At 69.8% G+C, this 19,684-nt stretch carries 18 protein-coding genes and 1 tRNA gene; 7 read left to right on the top strand and 12 right to left on the bottom strand.

All coding sequences use genetic code 11. The annotated features are described in order from the left end of the window. Positions 1 to 15: 15 nt before the first annotated feature. A complete protein-coding gene (locus RSP_RS22250; protein ID WP_002721225.1) occupies positions 16 to 177 on the bottom strand; it encodes a hypothetical protein in 162 nt (53 codons plus the stop codon). Positions 178 to 509: 332 nt separating this feature from the next. Here RSP_RS22250 and RSP_RS13125 point away from each other — a divergent pair, with 332 nt between their 5' ends. The 3 genes from RSP_RS13125 to otsA all read left to right on the top strand — a co-directional run bounded on the left by RSP_RS13125 (position 510) and on the right by otsA (position 4,478). Next, positions 510 to 2,120 (top strand): M20/M25/M40 family metallo-hydrolase, encoded by a 1,611-nt coding sequence (locus RSP_RS13125; protein WP_011338619.1) that lies wholly within the window; start codon positions 510 to 512, stop codon positions 2,118 to 2,120. A 166-nt stretch (positions 2,121 to 2,286) separates the two neighbouring features. Beyond that, a complete protein-coding gene (otsB, locus tag RSP_RS13120; protein ID WP_011338618.1) occupies positions 2,287 to 3,069 on the top strand; it encodes a trehalose-phosphatase in 783 nt (260 codons plus the stop codon). Beyond that, positions 3,066 to 4,478, top strand: a complete 1,413-nt coding sequence (gene otsA, locus RSP_RS13115) for an alpha,alpha-trehalose-phosphate synthase (UDP-forming) (protein WP_011338617.1) — start codon at positions 3,066 to 3,068, stop codon at positions 4,476 to 4,478. Before otsB ends, otsA begins: the two co-directional genes overlap by 4 nt. Positions 4,479 to 4,530: 52 nt before the next feature. On the opposite strand, the gene RSP_RS13110 is transcribed toward otsA, so the two are convergent. Next, on the bottom strand, positions 4,531 to 5,055 hold the full coding sequence (locus RSP_RS13110; RefSeq protein WP_009565275.1) for a DUF4142 domain-containing protein: 525 nt from the start codon (positions 5,053 to 5,055) through the stop codon (positions 4,531 to 4,533). 255 nt (positions 5,056 to 5,310) lie between these two features. Here RSP_RS13110 and RSP_RS13105 point away from each other — a divergent pair, with 255 nt between their 5' ends. After that, positions 5,311 to 5,496 carry a DUF3008 family protein gene (locus RSP_RS13105; protein WP_011338616.1) on the top strand — a complete coding sequence of 62 codons (186 nt, stop codon included), beginning with the start codon at positions 5,311 to 5,313 and terminating at the stop codon, positions 5,494 to 5,496. 134 nt (positions 5,497 to 5,630) lie between these two features. Here RSP_RS13105 and RSP_RS13100 read toward each other — a convergent pair whose 3' ends face one another. Beyond that, entirely contained in the window at positions 5,631 to 6,665 is a 1,035-nt protein-coding gene (locus tag RSP_RS13100) for a DNA topoisomerase IB (protein ID WP_011338615.1), read from the bottom strand. Between the two features lie 298 nt (positions 6,666 to 6,963). Between RSP_RS13100 and RSP_RS13095 the strand changes: the two genes are divergently transcribed. Continuing rightward, complete coding sequence (locus tag RSP_RS13095) at positions 6,964 to 8,589, top strand: MFS transporter (protein ID WP_011338614.1); 1,626 nt, start codon at positions 6,964 to 6,966, stop codon at positions 8,587 to 8,589. Between the two features lie 70 nt (positions 8,590 to 8,659). On the opposite strand, the gene purU is transcribed toward RSP_RS13095, so the two are convergent. The 9 genes from purU to RSP_RS13050 form a co-directional block, all read right to left on the bottom strand. Then, positions 8,660 to 9,544: a formyltetrahydrofolate deformylase gene (purU, locus tag RSP_RS13090; protein ID WP_002721207.1), complete on the bottom strand. Its 885-nt coding sequence runs from the start codon at positions 9,542 to 9,544 to the stop codon at positions 8,660 to 8,662. 310 nt (positions 9,545 to 9,854) lie between these two features. Beyond that, positions 9,855 to 11,237, bottom strand: coding sequence for a hypotaurine--pyruvate aminotransferase Tpa (gene tpa, locus RSP_RS13085; protein WP_011338613.1), 1,383 nt, complete (start codon positions 11,235 to 11,237; stop codon positions 9,855 to 9,857). Between the two features lie 108 nt (positions 11,238 to 11,345). Beyond that, entirely contained in the window at positions 11,346 to 12,110 is a 765-nt protein-coding gene (locus RSP_RS13080; protein WP_011338612.1) for an ABC transporter permease, read from the bottom strand. Beyond that, the gene (locus RSP_RS13075) at positions 12,110 to 13,003 is read right to left on the bottom strand and encodes an ABC transporter ATP-binding protein (RefSeq protein WP_011338611.1); all 894 of its coding nucleotides are present in this window, start codon (positions 13,001 to 13,003) and stop codon (positions 12,110 to 12,112) included. The genes RSP_RS13080 and RSP_RS13075 overlap by 1 nt, the downstream gene beginning before the upstream one ends. A 57-nt stretch (positions 13,004 to 13,060) precedes the next feature. Beyond that, entirely contained in the window at positions 13,061 to 14,068 is a 1,008-nt protein-coding gene (locus RSP_RS13070; RefSeq protein ID WP_011338610.1) for an ABC transporter substrate-binding protein, read from the bottom strand. Positions 14,069 to 14,216: 148 nt separating this feature from the next. Then, positions 14,217 to 14,996: a DUF72 domain-containing protein gene (locus RSP_RS13065; RefSeq protein ID WP_011338609.1), complete on the bottom strand. Its 780-nt coding sequence runs from the start codon at positions 14,994 to 14,996 to the stop codon at positions 14,217 to 14,219. Positions 14,997 to 15,195: 199 nt separating this feature from the next. After that, positions 15,196 to 15,423: a hypothetical protein gene (locus RSP_RS13060; RefSeq protein ID WP_011338608.1), complete on the bottom strand. Its 228-nt coding sequence runs from the start codon at positions 15,421 to 15,423 to the stop codon at positions 15,196 to 15,198. A gap of 93 nt (positions 15,424 to 15,516) precedes the next feature. Further along, positions 15,517 to 17,163 (bottom strand): alpha-amylase family protein, encoded by a 1,647-nt coding sequence (locus tag RSP_RS13055; protein WP_011338607.1) that lies wholly within the window; start codon positions 17,161 to 17,163, stop codon positions 15,517 to 15,519. A gap of 179 nt (positions 17,164 to 17,342) precedes the next feature. Continuing rightward, positions 17,343 to 17,417 (bottom strand) — tRNA-Lys (locus tag RSP_RS13050). A gap of 143 nt (positions 17,418 to 17,560) precedes the next feature. On the opposite strand from RSP_RS13050, the gene dapF reads away from it, so the two are divergent. Then, the gene (gene dapF, locus RSP_RS13045; RefSeq protein WP_017139968.1) at positions 17,561 to 18,400 is read left to right on the top strand and encodes a diaminopimelate epimerase; all 840 of its coding nucleotides are present in this window, start codon (positions 17,561 to 17,563) and stop codon (positions 18,398 to 18,400) included. Beyond that, a complete protein-coding gene (gene mtaB, locus RSP_RS13040) occupies positions 18,397 to 19,674 on the top strand; it encodes a tRNA (N(6)-L-threonylcarbamoyladenosine(37)-C(2))-methylthiotransferase MtaB (protein ID WP_011338605.1) in 1,278 nt (425 codons plus the stop codon). The genes dapF and mtaB overlap by 4 nt, the downstream gene beginning before the upstream one ends. The last annotated feature ends 10 nt before the right edge of the window (positions 19,675 to 19,684 follow it).

The raw sequence follows: 19,684 nt of genomic DNA, 5'->3' as shown, positions 1-19,684 counted from the left end.
CCCGGGGGCGCGCCGTCAGTTGCTGTTCGGGGTCGCGGCGAAGAAGGCGGCGACGAGGCCGCCCACCACGAGGCCCACGAACCAGTGACCGCCGGCGAAGGCGAACATGATGCCGACGCCGACGAAGATGACGGCGGCCATCATCAGGCGAAAGGCGAATTCTGAGACTTCGGGCATGGTGCCTCCTTCAGATGCAAGCTGGGCCAGCCCTCACCGTTGCCGCCCGGCAGGGGGTGCGTCAAGCCGAAGGGCGACGCTGCGGCCCATGGGCGACATCACGCCGCCCCCTCTCACGCTTTCGTGGCGGGCGCTTCCCGGCGGAGGGGCGCAGGAATAGCTGCGGGCAGAGCCCGCGCAGGGAAAGCCGGCCTTCGGACTGCCCGCTCTGCGCGGGGCTTCCGGTCGCCCGGCCTTCGGCGCAGGATGGGCCGGGGCGCGGCGCACGAGAACCGTGCGGGCGGACAAGACACAGCCGGGCAGGCGATCCGGCGGACGAGCAGGAGAGAGACATGGCCCATTATCGTGACCGCGCCCGGGACTGGGCGCTGTGGCTGACGCGGCAACGGTCGGTCACGGGCACGCCCGGCGAGGCGGCGCTGGCGCAGAGGCTCGCCGAGCGGATCCGGGCCACGCCCGCCCTCGCCGGGGCCGAGGTCTGGACCATCGGCTGCGGCGATGCGCTGGGGCGGGAATGCTGCGCCGTGCTCGTGCGCGGGCAGGGGCCCGATACTGTCCTGCTGACGGGCCATTTCGACACGGTGACGGATGCGGACTACGGCGATCTCCAGCCGGTGGCCTGCGAGCCCGAGGCGCTCGCGGGGGCGCTCCTGCGCCGTCTGGCGAGCCCCGGCACCAGCGCCGAGCGGCTGGCGAAGGCCGATCTCGAGTCGGGGGACTTCCTGCCGGGGCGGGGGCTTCTCGACATGAAGGCGGGTCTCGGCGCGGCGCTGGCGGCGCTGGAACTCTGGGCCGCCGGACCCGAGCGCGCGGGCAACCTCCTTTTTGTCGCGGTGCCGGACGAGGAGGTGACTTCGGTCGGCGCGCGGGCCTTGGCCGAGGCGCTGCCGCAGATCGCGGCCGAGAGGGGCCTTGCGGTCCGGGCCGCGATCAACTGCGACTGCGTGACCGACGAGGGCGACGGCAGCCTCGGGCAGGTGGTGGCCTTGGGCAGCGTGGGCAAGCTTCTGGTGACCGCGCTCGTCGCGGGCGTGCCCGCCCATGCGAGCCAGCCCTATGAGGGGCTGAATGCAGGCGCCATCGCCGCGGCGCTGGTGGCGCGGGCGGAATGGGCGCCCGAGCTTGCGGACGGGCAGGAGGGTGCGGCCGGGATCCCGCCCGTCCTTCTCAGCCTGCGCGACGGGCGCGAGGGCTACGACGTGACCACGCCCGCCACGGTCTTCGCGACCTGGAACGTGCTCTCGCAGGGGCGGGGCGCGATGGCCACGCTCGGCGCCTTCCGGGCCATCGCGCTCGAGGCGGCGGCGGGTCTGGCCGCGGCCCTCGCGGCCCGGCAGGAGGCGGTGACGGGCCGACCGGCCGAGGTGCCAGGCATCCCGGTCTCGACCCTTGCGGAGCTGGCGGCGAGCCTTCCCGAGGCGGCGGCGGAGCGGCTCGCCGCCCGCGCGACGGCTCTGGGCAGCGAGGGGCTGTCGCTGCCCGACCAGAACCGGCTGCTCGCCGAGGAGGCCTGGCGGCTTTCGGGCCGCTCGGGGCCGGCCATCCTTTTGGGCTTCGGCGCGCTCCCCTACCTGCCGGTGCATCTGGGTCACGGGCCCGAGGCGCAGGGCCTGCGGGCCGCGCTCGACCGGGCCCGCGCCGCGGTCGAGGCCGCGCATGGCTGCCGGATCGGGACCATGGAGTTCTTCCCCGGCATCTCGGACCTCTCCTTCTTCGGCGAGGGGGATGCGTCGGAGGTGCCCTTCATGGCGGCGAACACGCTGGCCTGGGGCGCCACAGGCTGGAGCGGGCGGATCGCCAACCTGCCTGCGGTGAATGTGGGGCCGTGGGGGCGGTCCTATCACACGCCGCTCGAGCGCCTGCATGCGCCTTATGCCTTCGACGTGCTGCCGGACTTCCTGCTGCGGATCGCGCGGGAGGTTCTGGCGACGGGCGGACGCTGAGGCGGCCGGCCCTGCGGCCTCCGGTCGCGCCGGCGGCGCGAGATCCCCGCGGAACAAGGCTCCTCCGCCCTCGCGGAGCGCCTTTTCCATGAGTTCGCCCACTTTTCCGTGAACCCGATCGGCCTCTGAAGCGTTCCCTTCTGTCCGCAACTTCGCTGGAGGCTTCATGCACCAACCTGCCCTGCATCCCGACCAAGATGACGGCGCGGCGGTCCTGCGATCCGCGCTGCGCGATGCGCCCGACGAGTGGGCGCTCTTTCTCGACATCGACGGGACGCTGGTCGACATCGCCGAGCAGCCGCACGACGTGCGCGTGGCCGCGAGTCTGCCGCAGGATCTGGCGCGACTGGCCGACCGGCTCGGGGGGGCTCTGGCTCTCGTGACCGGGCGGCGGGTCGACTGGATCGACGCCCACTTCGGGCCGCATCTCTTTCCTGCCGCGGGTCTTCACGGGGTCGAGCGCCGCCGCGCCTCGGGAGAACTCGACCGCGCGGGCCTCGCGCCGTCCCTGAACGCGCTGCGCAAGGATCTGGGTCGGCGCACGGCGCGGATGCCCGGCGTCCTCCTCGAGGACAAGGTGGCTGCGGTGGCGCTGCATTACCGGCAGGCGCCCGAACGCGAGCCCGATGTGCGGGCGATGATGGAAATGGCTTTGAAGGTGATGGGAGACGGTTGGGTGCTGCAGCACGGCAAGATGGTGGTGGAACTGCGGCCGGCCTCGGCCAACAAGGGCACGGCGCTCGAGGCCTTTCTGACGGAGCCGCCCTTCGCCGGGCGGAGGCCCGTTGCGATAGGCGACGACGTGACCGACGAGGAGATGTTCCGGGTGGTCAATGCCTGCGGCGGCCTCTCGGTGCGGATCTGCGAGACCGAGGCGCCGACGCTGGCCCGGGCGCGGCTCGCCTCGCCGCAGGCGCTCCGCGACCTCGTGGCGGAGCTCGGCGCATGAGTCGTCTCGTCGTCGTCTCGAACCGCGTGCCGCTGCCGGACGAGAACGGCAACCCGCCGCCCGGCGGGCTGGCCGTCGCCGTCCATGCCGCGCTGCGCAAGAACGGCGGGATCTGGATGGGCTGGTCGGGCCGCTCGACCGGCGAGGAGGAGCCGCAGGGCCTGACCACGCTGGAGCAGGACAAGATCAGCTATGTGCTGACCGACCTTTCGCAGGCGGACCTCGACGAATATTACAACGGCTTCGCCAACCGGGTGCTCTGGCCGATCTTCCACTGCCGTCTCGATCTGGCCGAATATGCGCGGCAGGAGATGGCGGGCTATTTCCGCGTCAATCGCCTGTTCGCCGACCGTCTGGTGCCGATGCTCGAGCCCGACGACGTGATCTGGGTGCATGATTACCACCTGATCCCGCTGGCGCAGGAGCTGCGCAAGCGCGGCGTGCGCAACCGGATCGGCTTCTTCCTCCACATTCCATGGCCCCCGGCCGACATCCTGACCGCTCTGCCGGTCTACGAGATCATCATGCGGGGCCTTGCGGCCTACGACCTCGTGGGGTTCCAGACCGACTACGATCTCGACAATTTCGTGGGTTGTCTGCGCCGCGAGGGCTGGGGCGACTGGTCGACGCCGGGCTGGCTCCGCGCCTTCGACAAGGAGGTGGCGGCCGCGGCCTTCCCCATCGGCATCGAGACCGGGGATTTCGCGCGGCTCGCGGCCAAGACGGACGGGCTCGATCTGGTCACCGACATGCAGCAGAGCCTGCATGGCAGTTCGCTCATCATCGGGGTTGACCGGCTCGACTATTCCAAGGGCATCGCCGCGCGGATCGACGCGTTCGAGCGGTATCTGATGCGCAATCCCGATCAGGCGGGCAAGGTCACGCTGCTGCAGGTGGCGCCCCACTCGCGCTCGGACGTGCCCGAGTATCTCGAGATGCAGGGGCAGGTGGAGTCGCATTGCGGCCGGGTGAACGGCGCGCACGGCACCATCGAGTGGGTGCCCATCCGCTATGTGAACCAGTCGCTCACCCGGCCTGTGCTGGCGGGCCTCTACCGGCTGGCGAAAGTGGGGCTCGTCACGCCGCTCCGCGACGGGATGAACCTGGTGGCCAAGGAATATGTGGCCTCGCAGGATCCGGCCGATCCGGGCGTCCTCATCCTCTCGCGCTTCGCGGGCGCCGCGCGCGAACTGGACGGGGCCATCTTCATCAACCCCTACGACACCGAGCAGACGGCGGGGGCCATCGGCCGTGCGCTCTCGATGCCGCTCGACGAGCGGATCGCGCGCTGGCGGCGCATGATGGATCATCTCGAGTCCCACGATGTGCTCTGGTGGTGCCGCACGTTCCTCGCCGCCCTGAACGAGGCGCCCGAGGACAACGGTGCCCTCACCCGAGAGAGCGATTGACGGGCGCGCTCCGGCTGCGTCTCGCGGCCGGAGCGATCATCCGAGGGAGAGGTCAGCCGCGCGGCGCGGCAAGGGCGCGGACCTGTTCCTGTCCGGCCACCATACGCGGCAGAAGCTCGCCCGCCGTCTCGCGCAGCGCGCTTTCCTGACCTGCGGTGGCGAAGCCCTGATAGAGCGTGACCTCCTCGTCGATGGCGCGTCGCTGGCCTGCAAGATACAGGTCGTCGAACATCTGGTCATCCGCCCCGCGCAGGGACTGCGCCTCGGCCTCGTGGCGCGGCGACATGCGCGGCGTGATCGGCAGCGCATCGGCCTCGGCGGCCTTGACCAGCCGCTCCGCCGTCTCGCGCCGTTCCTGCAGGACCTTCTCGGCGAAGGCGCGCACCGTCTCGTTCCGGGTGCGGGAGAGGGCGGTTTCGCTCGCCTCGACGCCGAAGAGCGCCGAGGAGACGGCCATGCCGGCAAAGACCTGCGCGTCATCGACCACCACCAGCGGCGGCGGCGGCGCGTCGGATTGCGAGAAGGCCACGGGCGTGGCGAGGAGCAGAGCCGCGAGGGCGAGCGGAACAGGTCTCATCTTTCGACTCCGGGAACTTCGGATCGCATCATCGTCGCGCTGGACAGGGGATCAACCGCGCTGGCCTCGGGGAGGTTCCGGCTGGGCTCATGTCGGCGGCATCCCGCCGAGCGGGGCCGGAAACCTGCCTGTCACGGAAAACTCGCCCGAAAGGCGAGCCGCCGCGGGAACCGGGCGCGCGCGGCGCGGTTTTCTGCGCAGAGGATGAGGCCGGGCTGCCCGGCAGCCTGACGATCCGAGCCTGCGAGGTGTGCGATGCCAGCGACGTCCAAGGCCCAGCAGAAAGCCGCCGGAGCCGCCCTGTCGGCCAAGCGCGGCGACACGAAGAAGAGCGATCTGAAGGGAGCCTCCCGCAGCATGGAGGACTCCATGTCGGAGAAGGAATTGAAGGAAATGGCCGCGACCGAGCGGAAGGGCAAGCCGGAGCATAAATCCGGCTGATCCGCGCGAGCGAGGCCTGCGCCGCGCCGTCGCTCCCCGGCGCGGCGCAATTGTTTTTCGCCATCGGATGAATGTCCGCCCGAGCGCTCATCTGGGCGCTTGCTGATCGGTGCCGGCGGCGTCTGTGCCGGGGGTCAGCCCAGCAGGAAGCCGAGCATCCGGCGCTCGTCGCTGCGCAGGTCGGGCAGGTCGGCGGGCTGGACCGCCTCGAGCTGCGCGAGCCGCTCGTCGGGCTTCAGATCCGCGAGGCCGAGGATCCGGGGATGGATGTAGGAGGTGCGGCTGATCGTCGGCGTGTTGTGCAGCCGCTCGGCCGCGCCTTCGGCCATCATCTTCACGGTGAGCTTGCCCTCGGTCGCCCGGGCCACGGCGAAGGCAGCGAGCGAGCCGCCCCAGGTGCGGAAGGTCTTGGCCGAGGCGCCGGCAAGGCCCGTGGCCTCGGCCAGATAGTCGTTCACATGGTGCGAGGCCACGCGCCGCACCTGGCCCTCCTCGTCGATCCAGGTGAAGAGGTTGCGGCCCGGCAGGTCCTCGATCTCCTGCAGGATGCGGTGCAGGCGGCGGTCCTTCAGCACCTGACGCACGCGCTTGCCGCCCTTGGCGCGGAAGTCGAGCCGCACCTCGCCGTCCTTGAGCTTCACATGGCGCGCCAGAAGCGTGGTGGCGCCGAAGGTCTTGTTCTCCTCGGCATAGGCCGAGCTGCCCACGCGCAGGAAGGTCCGGTCGATCAGCATGGTGAGGGCCGCGAGCGAGAAGGCGAGCTCGCCCGCCTCGGCCTTGAGGTCGCGGGCCACGCGGCGGCGCAGGCGGGGCAGCGCCTCTCCGAAGGCCGGCAGGAGGGCGTATTTCGCCTGCGACCGCCAGCTGCCCCAGTCGGGGTGGTAGCGATACTGCTTGCGCCCGCGCGCATCGAACCCGGTGGCCTGCAGATGGCCGTTCTCGAGCGGGCAGATCCACACCTTCTCGTAGGCGGGCGGAACCCCGAGGCGCAGGATCCGTGCGCGCTCGGCGCGGTCCAGAAGCCTGCCGTCGGGGCCGCGGAAGACGAAGCCGCGCCCGCAGCGCCGCCGGGTGATGCCCGGCTCGGCATCGGTGACATAGACGAGGCCGCGCGGCACGGTGGCCTCGCTGCCGTCCGACATCTCGACCAGAACGCAGCCATCCTTCACCTTGCAGCCCTCCTGTGATCCGGCCTGCGGCCTCTGCCGCCCCGACGTCCGGCGAAGATGACCGTCTGCGGGTCGTTGCCGCGCCGGGAGGGTCGGACCCGTCCGCCCCGTCCCGGACATGGCCCCGCACCCGCGGTTGCCTGTCGCCGCGCTCAACCGGCGGAACGGGCCGAGGGTTCCCGGCGTTGGATCGCGGGCGCGCCGAGGGCGCCTGCGGGGCTCCGGAGGGGCCCTCCCTTGTCAGCCGCCCTCGCGCGACCTATCCCATGGGGCAGCCGGCCCGACAGAAGGTTCTCCCTTGCCCGACCGTGTCTCTCCCCTCGCGCCCTTCCGCCTGCCCACCTACCGCAACCTCTGGATGGCGAGCATCGTCTCGAACTTCGGCGGGCTGGTGCAGGCGGTGGGCGCAGGCTGGATGATGACCGAGCTCACCCATTCCGCCGGGATGGTGGCGCTGGTGCAGGCCTCGACGACCCTGCCGATCATGCTCTTCTCGCTGCCCTCGGGCGCGCTGGCCGACAGCCTCAACCGGCGGCGCCTGATGCTGACGGCGCAGCTCTTCATGCTGACGGCCTCGGCGGCGCTGGCGCTGGCGGCCTTCGCGGATCTGCTGACGCCGTGGCTCTTGCTGACCTTCACCTTCCTGATCGGCGCGGGCGTGGCGCTGCACAACCCTTCGTGGCAGGCCTCGGTCGGCGACATCGTGCCCCGCAAGGACCTGCCGTCGGCGGTCGCGCTGAACAGCATGGGCTTCAACCTGATGCGGAGCGTGGGCCCCGCGCTGGGCGGGATCATCGTAGCGGCGGGTGGCGCGGCGGCGGCCTTCGCGATCAATGCGGCGAGCTATCTGCCGCTGGTCCTCACGCTCTTTCTCTGGCGGCCCGACTATGCGCCGCGGCGGCTGCCGCGCGAGACGCTGGGATCGGCCGTGGCCGCGGGCCTGCGCTATGTCTCGATGTCGCCCATCCTGCTCAAGGTGCTCTTCCGCGGCTTCCTCTTCGGCCTTGCGGCGGTGAGCCTGCTTGCGCTGCTGCCTGTCGTCGCGCGCGACCTCGTGGGCGGGGGCGCCTTCACCTATGGCGTGCTTCTGGGCTGTTTCGGGGTGGGCGCCATCGGCGGCGCCTTCGCCGGCGCGCGCCTGCGCGAGCGGTTCCAGAACGAGACCATCGTGCGGGCGGGCTTCGTGATCTTCGCGCTGGCGCTGACCGGGCTCGGCCTGTCGCGCGCGCTGTGGCTGTCGGGGCTCATGCTCCTGCCGGCGGGGGCGGCCTGGGTGCTGGCCTTGTCGCTGTTCAATGTGAGCGTGCAGCTCGCCACGCCGCGCTGGGTCGTGGGGCGGGCGCTGGCCCTCTATCAGACCGCCACTTTCGGCGGGATGGCGGCGGGCAGCTTCCTCTGGGGGCAGGCGGCCGAGGCGGGCGGCGTGGACGGGGCCCTGTTCGGGGCGGCCGGTGTCCTCGTGCTGGGGGCGCTGGTGGGGCTGCGGATGCCGCTGCCGGCCTTCGGGATGCAGGATCTCGATCCGCTGGGGCGGTTCGTTGAGCCGAGCCTGCCGGTGGACCTGCGCATGCGCTCGGGGCCGATCATGGTGACGGTCGAATATGACGTGGTGCCCGAGAATGTGGACGAGTTCCTCGCCGCCATGGCGGACCGGCGCCGGATCCGGATCCGGGACGGGGCGCGGCAGTGGGTGCTGTTGCGCGATCTGGAGCGGCCGGGGATCTGGGCCGAAAGCTACCATGTCGCGACCTGGGCGGAATATCTGCGCCACCACGAGCGGCGGACGAAGGCGGATGCCGAGGTGACGGACCGGCTGCTCGCGCTGCACGCAGGGCCGGGCAAGCCGCGGGTGCGCCGGATGATCGAGCGCCAGACGGTGCCCTTGCACGACGATCTGCCGCTGAAGCCCGAGGATCTGACCTGAGCGTCACGGGAAGGAGCGGGGGCGCTGCCCCCGCACCCCCGGGATATTTCGGCCAGAATGAAAGCGGGGCTCAGCCCATCCGTTCGGAGGCGTGGGCGCCGGGGGACGCCGGGAAGACCACGGTCTTGTTGCCGTTGAGGAAGACCCGGTGGTGGATATGGGCGTGGATCGCGCGGGAGAGGACCGAGGCCTCGACGTCGCGGCCGAGGCTCACATAATCGTCCGGGCTCTGGGCGTGGGTGATGCGCACCGTGTCCTGCTCGATGATCGGGCCCTCGTCGAGATCGGCGGTGACGTAATGCGCCGTGGCGCCGATCAGCTTCACGCCGCGCTGGTAGGCCTGCTTGTAGGGGTTCGCGCCCTTGAAGGAGGGCAGGAACGAGTGGTGGATGTTGATGATCCGGCCCGACATGCGGGCGCAGAAGGCATCCGACAGGACCTGCATGTAGCGGGCGAGCACGACGAGCTCGGCCCCGGTCTCGTCGACCAGCGCCATGAGGCGGGCCTCGGCCTCGGGCTTGTTGTCCTTGGTGACCTTGATGAGATGGAAGGGGATGTCGTGGTTCACGACGACCTTCTGGTAGGTCAGGTGGTTCGAGACGACGCCCACGATCTCGATCGGCAGGGCGCCGATGCGCCAGCGGTAGAGCAGGTCGTTGAGGCAGTGGCCGAAGTTCGACACCATCAGCAGGACCTTGATCTTGCTGGCGCTGTCGAAGATCTGCCAGTCGGCCTCGAGCGTCTCGCCCACGGCGGCGAAATCCGCGGTGAGCCCGTCGAGCGTGGCGCCGGTCTCGGACTGGAAGCCCACGCGCATGAAGAAGCGCCCGGTTTCCTGATCGTCGAACTGGGCCGAATCGGTGATGTTGCAGCCATGGTCGGCGAGGAAGGTCGAGATGGCGGCGACGATGCCCCGGCGGGTCGGGCAGGTGACGGTGAGGACGAACTTCGGCATGGGGCTCCCTCGCGGTGGTCTTTCCGAAGGGGCTATAGCGCCGGGGCCTGCGGGGCACATCACAAAGCGACCTAGGGTGAGCGGAATCTGACATCGGGTCGCAGGGCGGGCGGAGAGAGCCCGCGGGCCCGCCCTTGTCGGCCCGGTGGCTGCCGAGAGGGCCGAGGGCCCGCTCGATGGTGCGGCGTGGGTGCGGAGGGCGAGGCGTCGGGCGAGGCAGCCACGGCGGGCGGGCGCTCCGGTGCGGCCCCGGAGACCGGGACCCGGCGCAGGAGGGGGGGCGCCCGCCGGGGGGCGGGCGCCGGTGGGATCAGCCGAAGACGCGGGTCAGGGCGCGGTCGATGGCGTCCGTGATCTGGTCGATGTCGTCGGGCGTGGCGATCAGCGCGGGCGAGAGGCAGAGCGTGTTGTTGAAGCCCGGCAGGCTGCGGTTCGTCATGCCGATGATGACGCCCTGCGCCATCACGTCGGCCACCACGGCCGCCACGCGCTTCTCGTCCATGGGCTCCTTCGTGGCGCGGTCGGCCACGAGCTCGGCCCCGCAGAACAGACCCTTGCCGCGCACGTCGCCGATGACGGCGTGCTTCTCCTGCAGCGCGGAGAGGTTCTCGACCACGCGCGCGCCCATCTTCAGCGTGTTCTCGAGCAGACCCTCGTCCTCGATGATCCGCATGTTCTCGAGCGCCGCGACCGGGCCCGCGGTGCAGCCGCCGAAGGTGGAGATGTCGCGGAAGTAGCTCATCGGATCGGAGGGATCGTCCTTGAACATGTCGAAGACGGCCTCGGTCGTGACCGTGCAGGAGATGGCCGCATAGCCCGAGGCCACGCCCTTGGCCATGGTGACGAAATCGGGTTTCACGCCGAAGTTCTGATAGCCGAACCAGGTGCCGGTGCGGCCGAGCCCGCAGACCACCTCGTCGATATGGAGGAGGATGTCGTATTTCCGGCAGATCTCCTGCACCCGCTCCCAGTAGCCCGCGGGCGGCACGATCACGCCGCCGCCGGCCGTTACCGGCTCGAGGCAGAGCGCGCCGATCGTATCGGGGCCCTCGCGCAGGATCACCTCCTCGATGGCGTCGGCGGCGCGCTCGCCGTAATTCTCGACGTCCCACTGCTTGCGGTATTCGAGGCAGTGCGGGACCATCACGAAGCCCGGCGTGAGCGGCCCGTACTGCTCGGCGCGCTGCGGCTGGCCAGAGGTGGCGAGTGCGGTGATGGTGGTGCCGTGATAGTCGCGCTCGCGGAAGAGGATCTTGCCCTTCTTGCCGCCATGGTGCCGGTGCGAGATCTGGCGCACCATCTTGAAGACCTTCTCGTTCGCCTCGGAGCCCGAGTTCGAATAGTAGACGCGCGAGAGGCCCGGCATCTTCTCGATCAGGCGTTTGGAGAAGCGCGAGGCCGGGATCGAGCCTGCGGAATGGGCGAAATAGTTCATCTTGATGAGCTGGTCGCGCACTGCATTGGCGATGCTTTCGCGGCCGTAGCCCACGTTCACCGTCCAGACGCCGCCCGAGACCGCGTCGAGATGCTCCTTGCCGGCCGCATCCCAGACCCGCATCCCCTTGCCCTCGACGATGATCCGGGGATCGACCGTCTCGTATTGTTTGTGCTGGCTCAGGTGGTGCCACATATGTGCGCGGTCCGCCTCAATCACCTCGCTGAGGTCGTTCGCCTGCGCCAAGCCTTCCATCATCTTCTCCCTGCCGTGATTCCTGACCGTTCGGTCGAGTTTGAGACGCGATCCGGCGAAAAGGCAACAGGCCGGTATGGGGCGGCCCCGCCATTCGCGCTTCGTGAAATTTCAGTGCTGCGGACGCTCGGCCCATCCGGCGAAGATCCGCTCGAGCGCGACCACGGCATAGTAGAGCAGGATGCCGAGGAAGGCGAGCGCGATGAGGACGGCGAACATCAGGGGATAGTCGCCGTTGGTCTCGCCCGACTTGAAGAGCGCGCCGAGGCCGCGGCCGTGCGGGCTCACGATCTCGACCAGGTTGGTGCCGATGAAGGCGAGCGTGACCGAGACCTTCAGCGCGCCGAAGAACTCGGGCAGGGTCTTGGGCAGGGCGATCTTCCAGAAGATCGTGAGCTTCGAGGCCCCGAGCGAGCGGAGGATGTCGCGATATTCCGGCTCGAGCGTCGAGAGGCCAATGCCCACCGACACGGCGATGGGGAAGAAGGAGATCAGGAAGGCCATGAGCACGGTGTTGAAATCGTGCTGGCCGATGAAGATCAGCGCAAGCACCGGCACGAGCGTGGCCTTGGGGATGGCGTTGAAGCCCACGAGCAGCGGATAGAGCCCGTCGCGGGCGATGCGCGAGAAGCCCATCACCATGCCGAGGAGGGTGCCGAAGATCACGGCGAGGCCGAGACCGGCCACCGTGCGCCAGAGCGTCTGCCAGCCCATGGTGAGAAAGAGCTCCCAGTAGCGGGCAAAGGCGGGGGGCAGGTCCGAGGGCGAGGCCATCTTGTAGTTGGGCCAGCCGTTCCACCAGACGATCCCCTCCCAGAGCGCGAGGAAGATCAGGATCGCGGCGAGCGGCACGCCGATCTTGCGCAGGAGATCCATCAGCGGGCCTCGCCGTCGCGAGGCAACGGGGCAGCCGGGGGGCCGTCGCGTCCCGGGACAGCGGTCTGCTCACCGCGCGGGGTGGAGACCGGGCTTCCGCGGGTCCCTGCGACAGGTTCCTCGCGTCCCTGCGCGATGCGGATCTGGTCGCGCAGGAGATGCAGCATGTCGGTGGCCTCGGGGGTATAGAGCACGTCGATGCGCCGGTCGGCGGGCAGGCCCACGTTCAGGATGAACTGGGTGGAGGCCGGGCGGCCCGACAGCACGATGACTTGATCGCCGAGGAAGACGCTTTCGCGCAGGTCGTGGGTGATGAGCACGCAGGTGAAGGGTTCGGCCGCACGCAGGTCGCGCATGGTCTGCCACAGATCCTCGCGGGTGAAATTGTCGAGCGCGCCGAAGGGCTCGTCCATGATGAGCACGTCGGGCCGGTGCACGATGGCCCGGCAGAGCGAGGCGCGCTGGCGCATCCCGCCCGAGAGCTGGCTCGGCCGCTTGGCCTCGAAGCCCTTCAGCCCCACCATCTCGAGAAGCGTCATCGCCCGCTCGACCCGCTCCTTCCGCGGCATCCGCGGCGCCACGATCTCGAGCGGCAGGATCACGTTCTCGAGGATGGTGCGCCATTCGAGCAGCACCGGGTTCTGGAAGGCCATGCCCACCGTGCGGCGCGGCGAGGTCACGCGCTCGCCATGCAGCCAGACCTCGCCGCGGTCGGGCTTCATCAGCCCGGCCACCAGCCGGGTGAGGGTGGACTTGCCGCAGCCCGAGGGGCCCACGACCGCGCAGAAGGTGGCCTCGGGGACCGAGATGTTCAGGTCCTCCAGCACCGGCAGCGGGCCGGCGGGCGTTCTGTAGGCGTGGCTCACGCCGCGGATGTCGATGAGGTCGGGCATGGTCTTCCCGTCGGGGAGGGGGCGGGGCCGATGGCCCGCGCCCCGGTCACTCGGACGTCACTCGAAGGTCAGGCTGCCGTCGGCGGGCAGCCACTGCGGATCGAAGTAGAGGGCGGCGTCGGGTTCGTTCTGGAACTCGTAGACGGATTTCGTCTGTTCGATGGCGCGGGCCATGCGCTCGGGGTCGATATTGCCCATGCCGTTGGCCTTCACCCAGTCGGTCAGGACATTGTCGCGGATCGCCATGCCGAGGCGGCGCTCCTCGAGCGCGGCATCGGCGGCCGGGTTGCGCTCGATCAGCGCCGCGATGGCTGCGCCGGGCTCGGCCACCGCATCCTTCCAGCCCTTCGCCACGGCGCGCAGGAAGCCCGTCACCGCCTCGGGGTGGTCCTTGCCGAAGTCGGTATTGACGATGATCGCATTGCCGTAGAGCGCCACGCCGTGATCGGCCATGAGCAGGGTCGAGAGATCCTCCTCGGGCACGCCCAGCCGCACGAGGTTCAGGACCGAGGAGAAGGAGAAGCCCGTCACCGCATCGACCCGACCCTCGGCCAGCATCGGCTCGCGCACGGGAAAGCCCACCGGCTCGACGGTGATGGCGGCCATGTCGAGCCCGTTCTCGGCGGCGAAGATCGGGAACTGCGCCCAGGCGCCATCGGGGGGCGGCGCGCCGAGCTTGCGGCCCTCGAGATCCTTCGGGGCCTCGACGCCCTGCGACCTGCGCCCGACGACCGCGAAGGGCGGCTTGTCGTAGATCATCATGGCGGCGATAACCGGCGCGCCCGGGTTCTGGTCGAGGAACTTCATCAGGCTGTTGATGTCGGCGAACCCCACCGGGAAGGCGCCGGTCGCGACCTTCGGGATCGCATCGAGCGAGCCCGCGCCCTCGGAAATCTCCACCTTGAGGTCCTCGGCCGCGAAATGGCCCTTGTCGAGCGCTACGAAATAGGGAGCGGCCGGACCCTCGAACTTCCAGTCGAGCGCGAAGGGCATGGCGGTCTCGGCCCCGGCCCATGTGGCGGTGACGGTGAAGGCCGCGGCGAGGGCGGCGGAGGCGCGGAACATGGCTCTCTCCCGATCTGACGTTGCAGGCGAGGCTGACCGGCTGGCGGGCAGGTGCAAGCGGACCGCCCGCGCGGCGGGAGTCTCCGCGGCCAATGTGCCCAAATATCTCTCGAAAGTCGATGCCGTGCCCGCGAAACGGGCGCTCCGGTCAGCGCAGACGGGCGAGCAGCGCCTCGGCCGCGGCCGGGTTCGCGACCTTGTGGCCCGAGATGACATAGAGGAACACGTCGCGGGGCGTGTCGGGCGTCTCGGTCACGCGCGCGAGCCCCTCGGGCGCGCGCCCGGCCTCCCAGTCGCGGGCGCGGGCGGCCCACTGGTCGAGGGCCTCCGGCGGATAGCCGTCCGCTTCACCCTCGCGGGTGCCCATGATGCGGGCATAGACGAAATCGGCGGTGGGGTCGGCGATCTGCGGATGCTCGCTGTCGCCCTCGACCACGATCGCCACGTTCCGCTCGGCCGCCAGGGCGACGAAGGCCGGATCGCGGAAGCTCTCGTGGCGCACCTCGACAGCATGGCGCAACCGTTGGCCCTCGTGCTCGGGCGGCAGGAGCGCGAGGAAGGCCGCGAAATCCTCGGGATCGAAGGCCTTCGTCGGCAGGAACTGCCAGTTGATCGGCCCGAGCTTGGCGCCGAGACGCAGGATCCCGCTGTTCAGGAAGCGGTCCACCGATGCGCCGGCCTCGGCGAGCTTCCTGCGGTTGGTGGCGAATCGGGGCGCCTTGAGGGCGAAGACGAAATCGTCGGGCACCTCGTCATGCCATCGCGCAAAGCTCTCGGGCTTCTGCGACCCGTAGTAGGTGCCGTTGATCTCGAGGGTGGTCAGGCGCGAGGCGGCGTGGCCGAGCTCGCGCTTCTGCGGCAGCCCCTCGGGGTAGAAGGTGCCGCGCCAGGGCTCGAAGACCCAGCCGCCGATGCCGATGCGGATCATGGCGTCCTCCCTGCCGCGGAAAGCCGAGCATGGCCGGACCTGTCCGGCGGTGCAACCGGGCATCTGCCGAAGCGGCGCGGGCGCGGAGGATGCCGCGCCCGCGCCTGCTTTCATTTCCCGTCCGGCGGCGCCTCGTGGGCCGGGCCGCCGGGGCCCTTGTCGCTGCGGTTCGCGGGCGGAATGGGGGGCGTCTTCGCGGTCATGGGCGATCCTCGTCGTCGGTCCTGCGGTTGCCGGCATGGTCCTGATACTGCTGCGTCTTGACGTAGCCTCCGTCCTTGCCGCGGCTTTCGCTGCCCTGCTTGTCGCGGTTGGACAGCACGCCATTGGCCGGGATCTCGGCGGTGTCGGCCTCGGTCATGGCGCCGGTGCCATCGCCCTTGCCCTGCACGCCCTGACCGAAGTGCTTCTTGTCCGCATGTGCCATCTGGTCCTCCTTTCGGCGCATCGCTTCGCCGTCAGGGAGCCAACCGGAGGCTCGGGGCGGATGTTCCCGCAAGCCTGCGTGAGCGGTGCGCGATCAGCTCTCGAACCGCACCCAGCGCAGCCCGTAGCCCCCGAGCTCGACCGTCAGCTCGTCTTTGCGCAGCGAGACCTTCCCCTCGCCGAGGATGGGCCGCAGCCTGCCCAGCCCCGAGGCCTTCGGCAGCGTGAGCGTCACCTTCTGCGGCTTTGCGCCGAGATTGGCGAGAGCGATGAGCGTACGGCCCTCCCAGTCGTGCCGGATGGCGAAGATCTCGGGCTCGGGAAACGGCAGCACGGCATGCTCGCCGAAGGCGATCTCGGGGCACTCCCGCCGCCGCCGCAGGAGATGCTCCATGAAGTGGAACATCGTGTCCGGCCGGTCCTGCTGGTCGATGGCATTGACCTTCCCGGGTCCCCATTGCGGATCCGAGACCATGGGCCGGTGCAGGGCCTCGGTGCTCGCGTTCGAGAAACCGCCATGCGGGCCGGCATCCCACTGCATCGGCGCGCGCACGGCGAGCCGTCCGGGGATCTCGAGATTTTCCGCCATGCCGATCTCCTCGCCATAGAAGATCACGGGTGAGCCCGGCATCGAGGCCATCAGCGCATAGGCCATCCGCAGCCGGTCGGGATTGCCCTTCAGCATGGTGGGCATCCGCCGCCGCAGGCCGCGTCCGAAGAGCTGCATCGAGGGATCGGGCCCGAAGGAGGCGAAGACCTCCTGCCGCTCGGCCTCGGTCAGCTTGTCGAGCGACCATTCGTCGTGATTGCGCAGGAAATGCGCCCAGCCATCGTCGGGCGCGAGTTCGGGCATGTGGCGCAGCCCGTGGACGATGGGCCCCGCATCCTCGCGGGCCAGCGCCAGCGCCATCGCCTGATTGAGGTTGAAGTCGAGGCACATGTGCAGCTCGTCGCCATCCTCGTCGCCGAAGAAGCGGCGCACGTCCGGGTAGTCGAGGTTCACCTCGCCCAGAAGCACCGCATCGCCCGACCGGCGGTTGATGAAGGCGCGCAGGTCGCGCAGCCAGCGGTGCGGCGCGAAGCCCGTGTCCACCGTCGACATCTGCTCGAGCAGGAAGGGCACGGCATCCACGCGGAAGCCCGACAGGCCGAGCTGGAGCCAGAAGCCCACGATCCGCTGGATCTCGTCGCGCACCGCGCGGTTCTCGACATTCAGGTCCGGCTGGTGGCTGTAGAAGCGGTGGAGATAGTATTTCCCCGCCTTCGCGTCCCAGGTCCAGCTGCTGTTCTCTTCTCCGGGGAAGACCAGCGAGGCGGCATCCTCGTCGGGTTTCTCATCGCGCCAGACATACCAGTCGCGGTAGGGCGAATCGGGATCGGCGCGCGAGGCTTGGAACCACGGATGCTCGCGCGAGGTGTGGTTCACCACGAGGTCCGCGATCACCCGCATCCCGCGGTCATGGGCCGCGCGCAGGAACTCGACGAAATCGCCCAGCGTGCCGAGGCGGGGATCGACGGAGTAATAGTCGGTGATGTCGTAGCCATCGTCCTGGTTCGGGCTGGGATAGAAGGGCATCAGCCAGATGCAGCTCACCCCCAGCCGGTCGAGATGGTCGAGCCGCCGGGTCAGCCCCGCGAAATCTCCGATCCCGTCGCCGTTGCTGTCCTGAAAGGTCTCGACATCGAGACAATAGAAGACGGCGTTCTTCCACCAGACATCGCTCGTGCGGCTGATATCCATCCTCAGCCTGCCCAGATCCGCATCGTTCACCTCCCTAGATCACGCAAGGGAACGCGCCCGGCAGAGGCGGGGTTCCTAAGCCTCGGCAGAGCTTGGGGGAAACGGTCAGGGTCGGCCGGTCGACAGGCGGCGCCATGGACCGCAGTCCACGTTTCCTCCGTCCTGCCTGTCAGGGAAAATGGTGAGCGGGGTGGGTATCGAACCCACGACCAGCTGATTAAAAGTCAGCTGCTCTACCACTGAGCTACCCGCCCTCACCATGTCGAAATCGCGGTTGCGACCGTCGATCTCGACTGCGCCGCTCTCTACGCAACCGGCTGCGGGGGGTCAAGGGCCAAATGTGCAGAAAGATCGCCTGCTCTGGCAAAAAGATCCTGACGGGCGTATAGGGTGCGCCATGATGGACATGGGCGCTTCCTCGGGCCTCGGCTTCATGAAGATGCATGGGGCGGGCAATGATTTCGTGGTGATCGACTCGCGCGGACGCGGCGGGGCGCTGGTGACGGCCGGCCTCGCGCGGGCGCTGGGCGACCGACACCGCGGCGTGGGCTTCGACCAGCTGGCCGAGATCCGCGATCAGGAGGGGGCGGATTGCGCGCTCGACTTCTGGAACTCGGACGGCTCGCGCTCGGGCACCTGCGGCAATGCCACGCGCTGCGTCAGCGACTACCTGATGCGGGATCTGGGCCGGGACGAGGTGAATCTCGTCACCGCGCGCGGCCGCCTGCACGCGCGGCGGCGCGAGGACGGGCTCGTCGCGGTGAACATGGGCGCGCCGCAGCTCCTGTGGTCCGAGATCCCGCTCGCCCGCGCGATGGAGACCGACAGCCTGCCGCTCGAGGGCACGCCCTCGGCGGTGGGCATGGGCAATCCGCATTGCATCTACTTCGTCGAGGATGCCGAGGCGGTCGATCTGGCAGGGCGGGGGGCGGCGGTCGAGACCGATCCGCTGTTTCCCGAGCGCACCAATGTGGAGTTCGCGAGCCTGATCGGCCCGGACCGGCTGCGGCTGCGCGTCTGGGAGCGCGGGGCGGGCATCACGCTCGCCTGCGGCTCGGGCGCCTGCGCCACGGCGGTGGCGGCGGCCCGGCGCGGCCTGACGGGGCGGCAGGTGCGGCTCGAGATGGACGGGGGCGTGCTGGAAGTGGACTGGCGCGACGAGGGCGTCTGGCTCTCGGGGCCGGTCGCGCGGGTGTTCGAGGGGCACCTCTCACCCGAGATGATGGCGCTGGCATGAGTGCGCCGGTCTTCTCCACCCTCGGCTGCCGGCTCAATGCCTACGAGACCGAGGCCATGAAGGAGCTCGCCACCGCGGCGGGTGTCGACAATGCGGTGGTGGTCAACACCTGCGCTGTCACGGCCGAGGCGGTGCGCAAGGCCAAGCAGGAGATCCGCCGCCTGCGCCGCGAGAACCCGCAAGCCACGATCATCGTCACCGGCTGCGCGGCGCAGACCGAGCCTGCGACCTTCTCGGCCATGCCCGAGGTCGACCGGGTGATCGGCAATACCGAGAAGATGCAGCCCGCCACCTGGGCCGCGATGGCGCCCGACCTGATCGGCGAGACCGAGCGTGTGCAGGTGGACGACATTTTGTCCGTGCGCGAGACGGCGGGCCATCTGATCGACGGCTTCGGCCGCCACCGCGCCTATGTGCAGGTGCAGAACGGCTGCGACCACCGCTGCACCTTCTGCATCATCCCCTACGGGCGCGGCAATTCTCGCTCGGTTCCGGCGGGCGTGGTGGTCGAGCAGATCCGGCGGCTCGTGGACCGCGGCTTTGCCGAGGTGGTGCTGACAGGCGTGGACCTCACCTCCTGGGGGGCGGATCTGCCTGCCGCCCCGCGTCTCGGCGATCTGGTGATGCGGATCCTGCGGCTCGTGCCGGACCTCGCGCGGCTGCGGATCTCCTCGATCGACTCGATCGAGGCGGACGAAGCGCTGATGGGGGCCATCGCCACCGAGGCACGGCTGATGCCGCATCTGCATCTCAGCCTCCAGCACGGCGACGACCTGATCCTGAAGCGGATGAAGCGCCGCCACCTGCGCGACGATGCGATCCGCTTCTGCGAGGAGGCACGGCGGCTGCGGCCCGACATCGTCTTCGGCGCCGACATCATCGCGGGCTTCCCGACCGAGACCGAGGCGGCCTTCGCCAATTCGCTGAAGCTGGTCGAGGAATGCGGGCTGACCTTTCTGCATGTCTTTCCCTTCTCGCCGCGTCAGGGCACGCCCGCCGCGCGGATGCCGCAGCTGGCGGGGCCGGTAATCCGCGAGCGGGCGGCGCAGCTGCGGGCCTTGGGTGAGGCGCGGCTTCTGGCCCATCTCGAGGGCGAGCGGGGCCGGACGCACCGGGTGCTGATGGAGGGCCCGCGCCTAGGCCGCACCGAACAGTTCACCGAAGTGGCCTTCGCCGCCGACCAGCCCGAGGGGCGGATCCTGTCCGCCACCGTCACGGGTCATGCGGAGGGGCGCCTGACCGCCACGGTTGCCGAGGCCGATCTCGCGGCGTAAAACCCGGCCA

It is taken from the genome of Cereibacter sphaeroides 2.4.1, from assembly GCF_000012905.2.
Taxonomy (GTDB): domain Bacteria; phylum Pseudomonadota; class Alphaproteobacteria; order Rhodobacterales; family Rhodobacteraceae; genus Cereibacter_A; species Cereibacter_A sphaeroides.
This window is presented reverse-complemented; position numbering and strand designations above follow the sequence as displayed.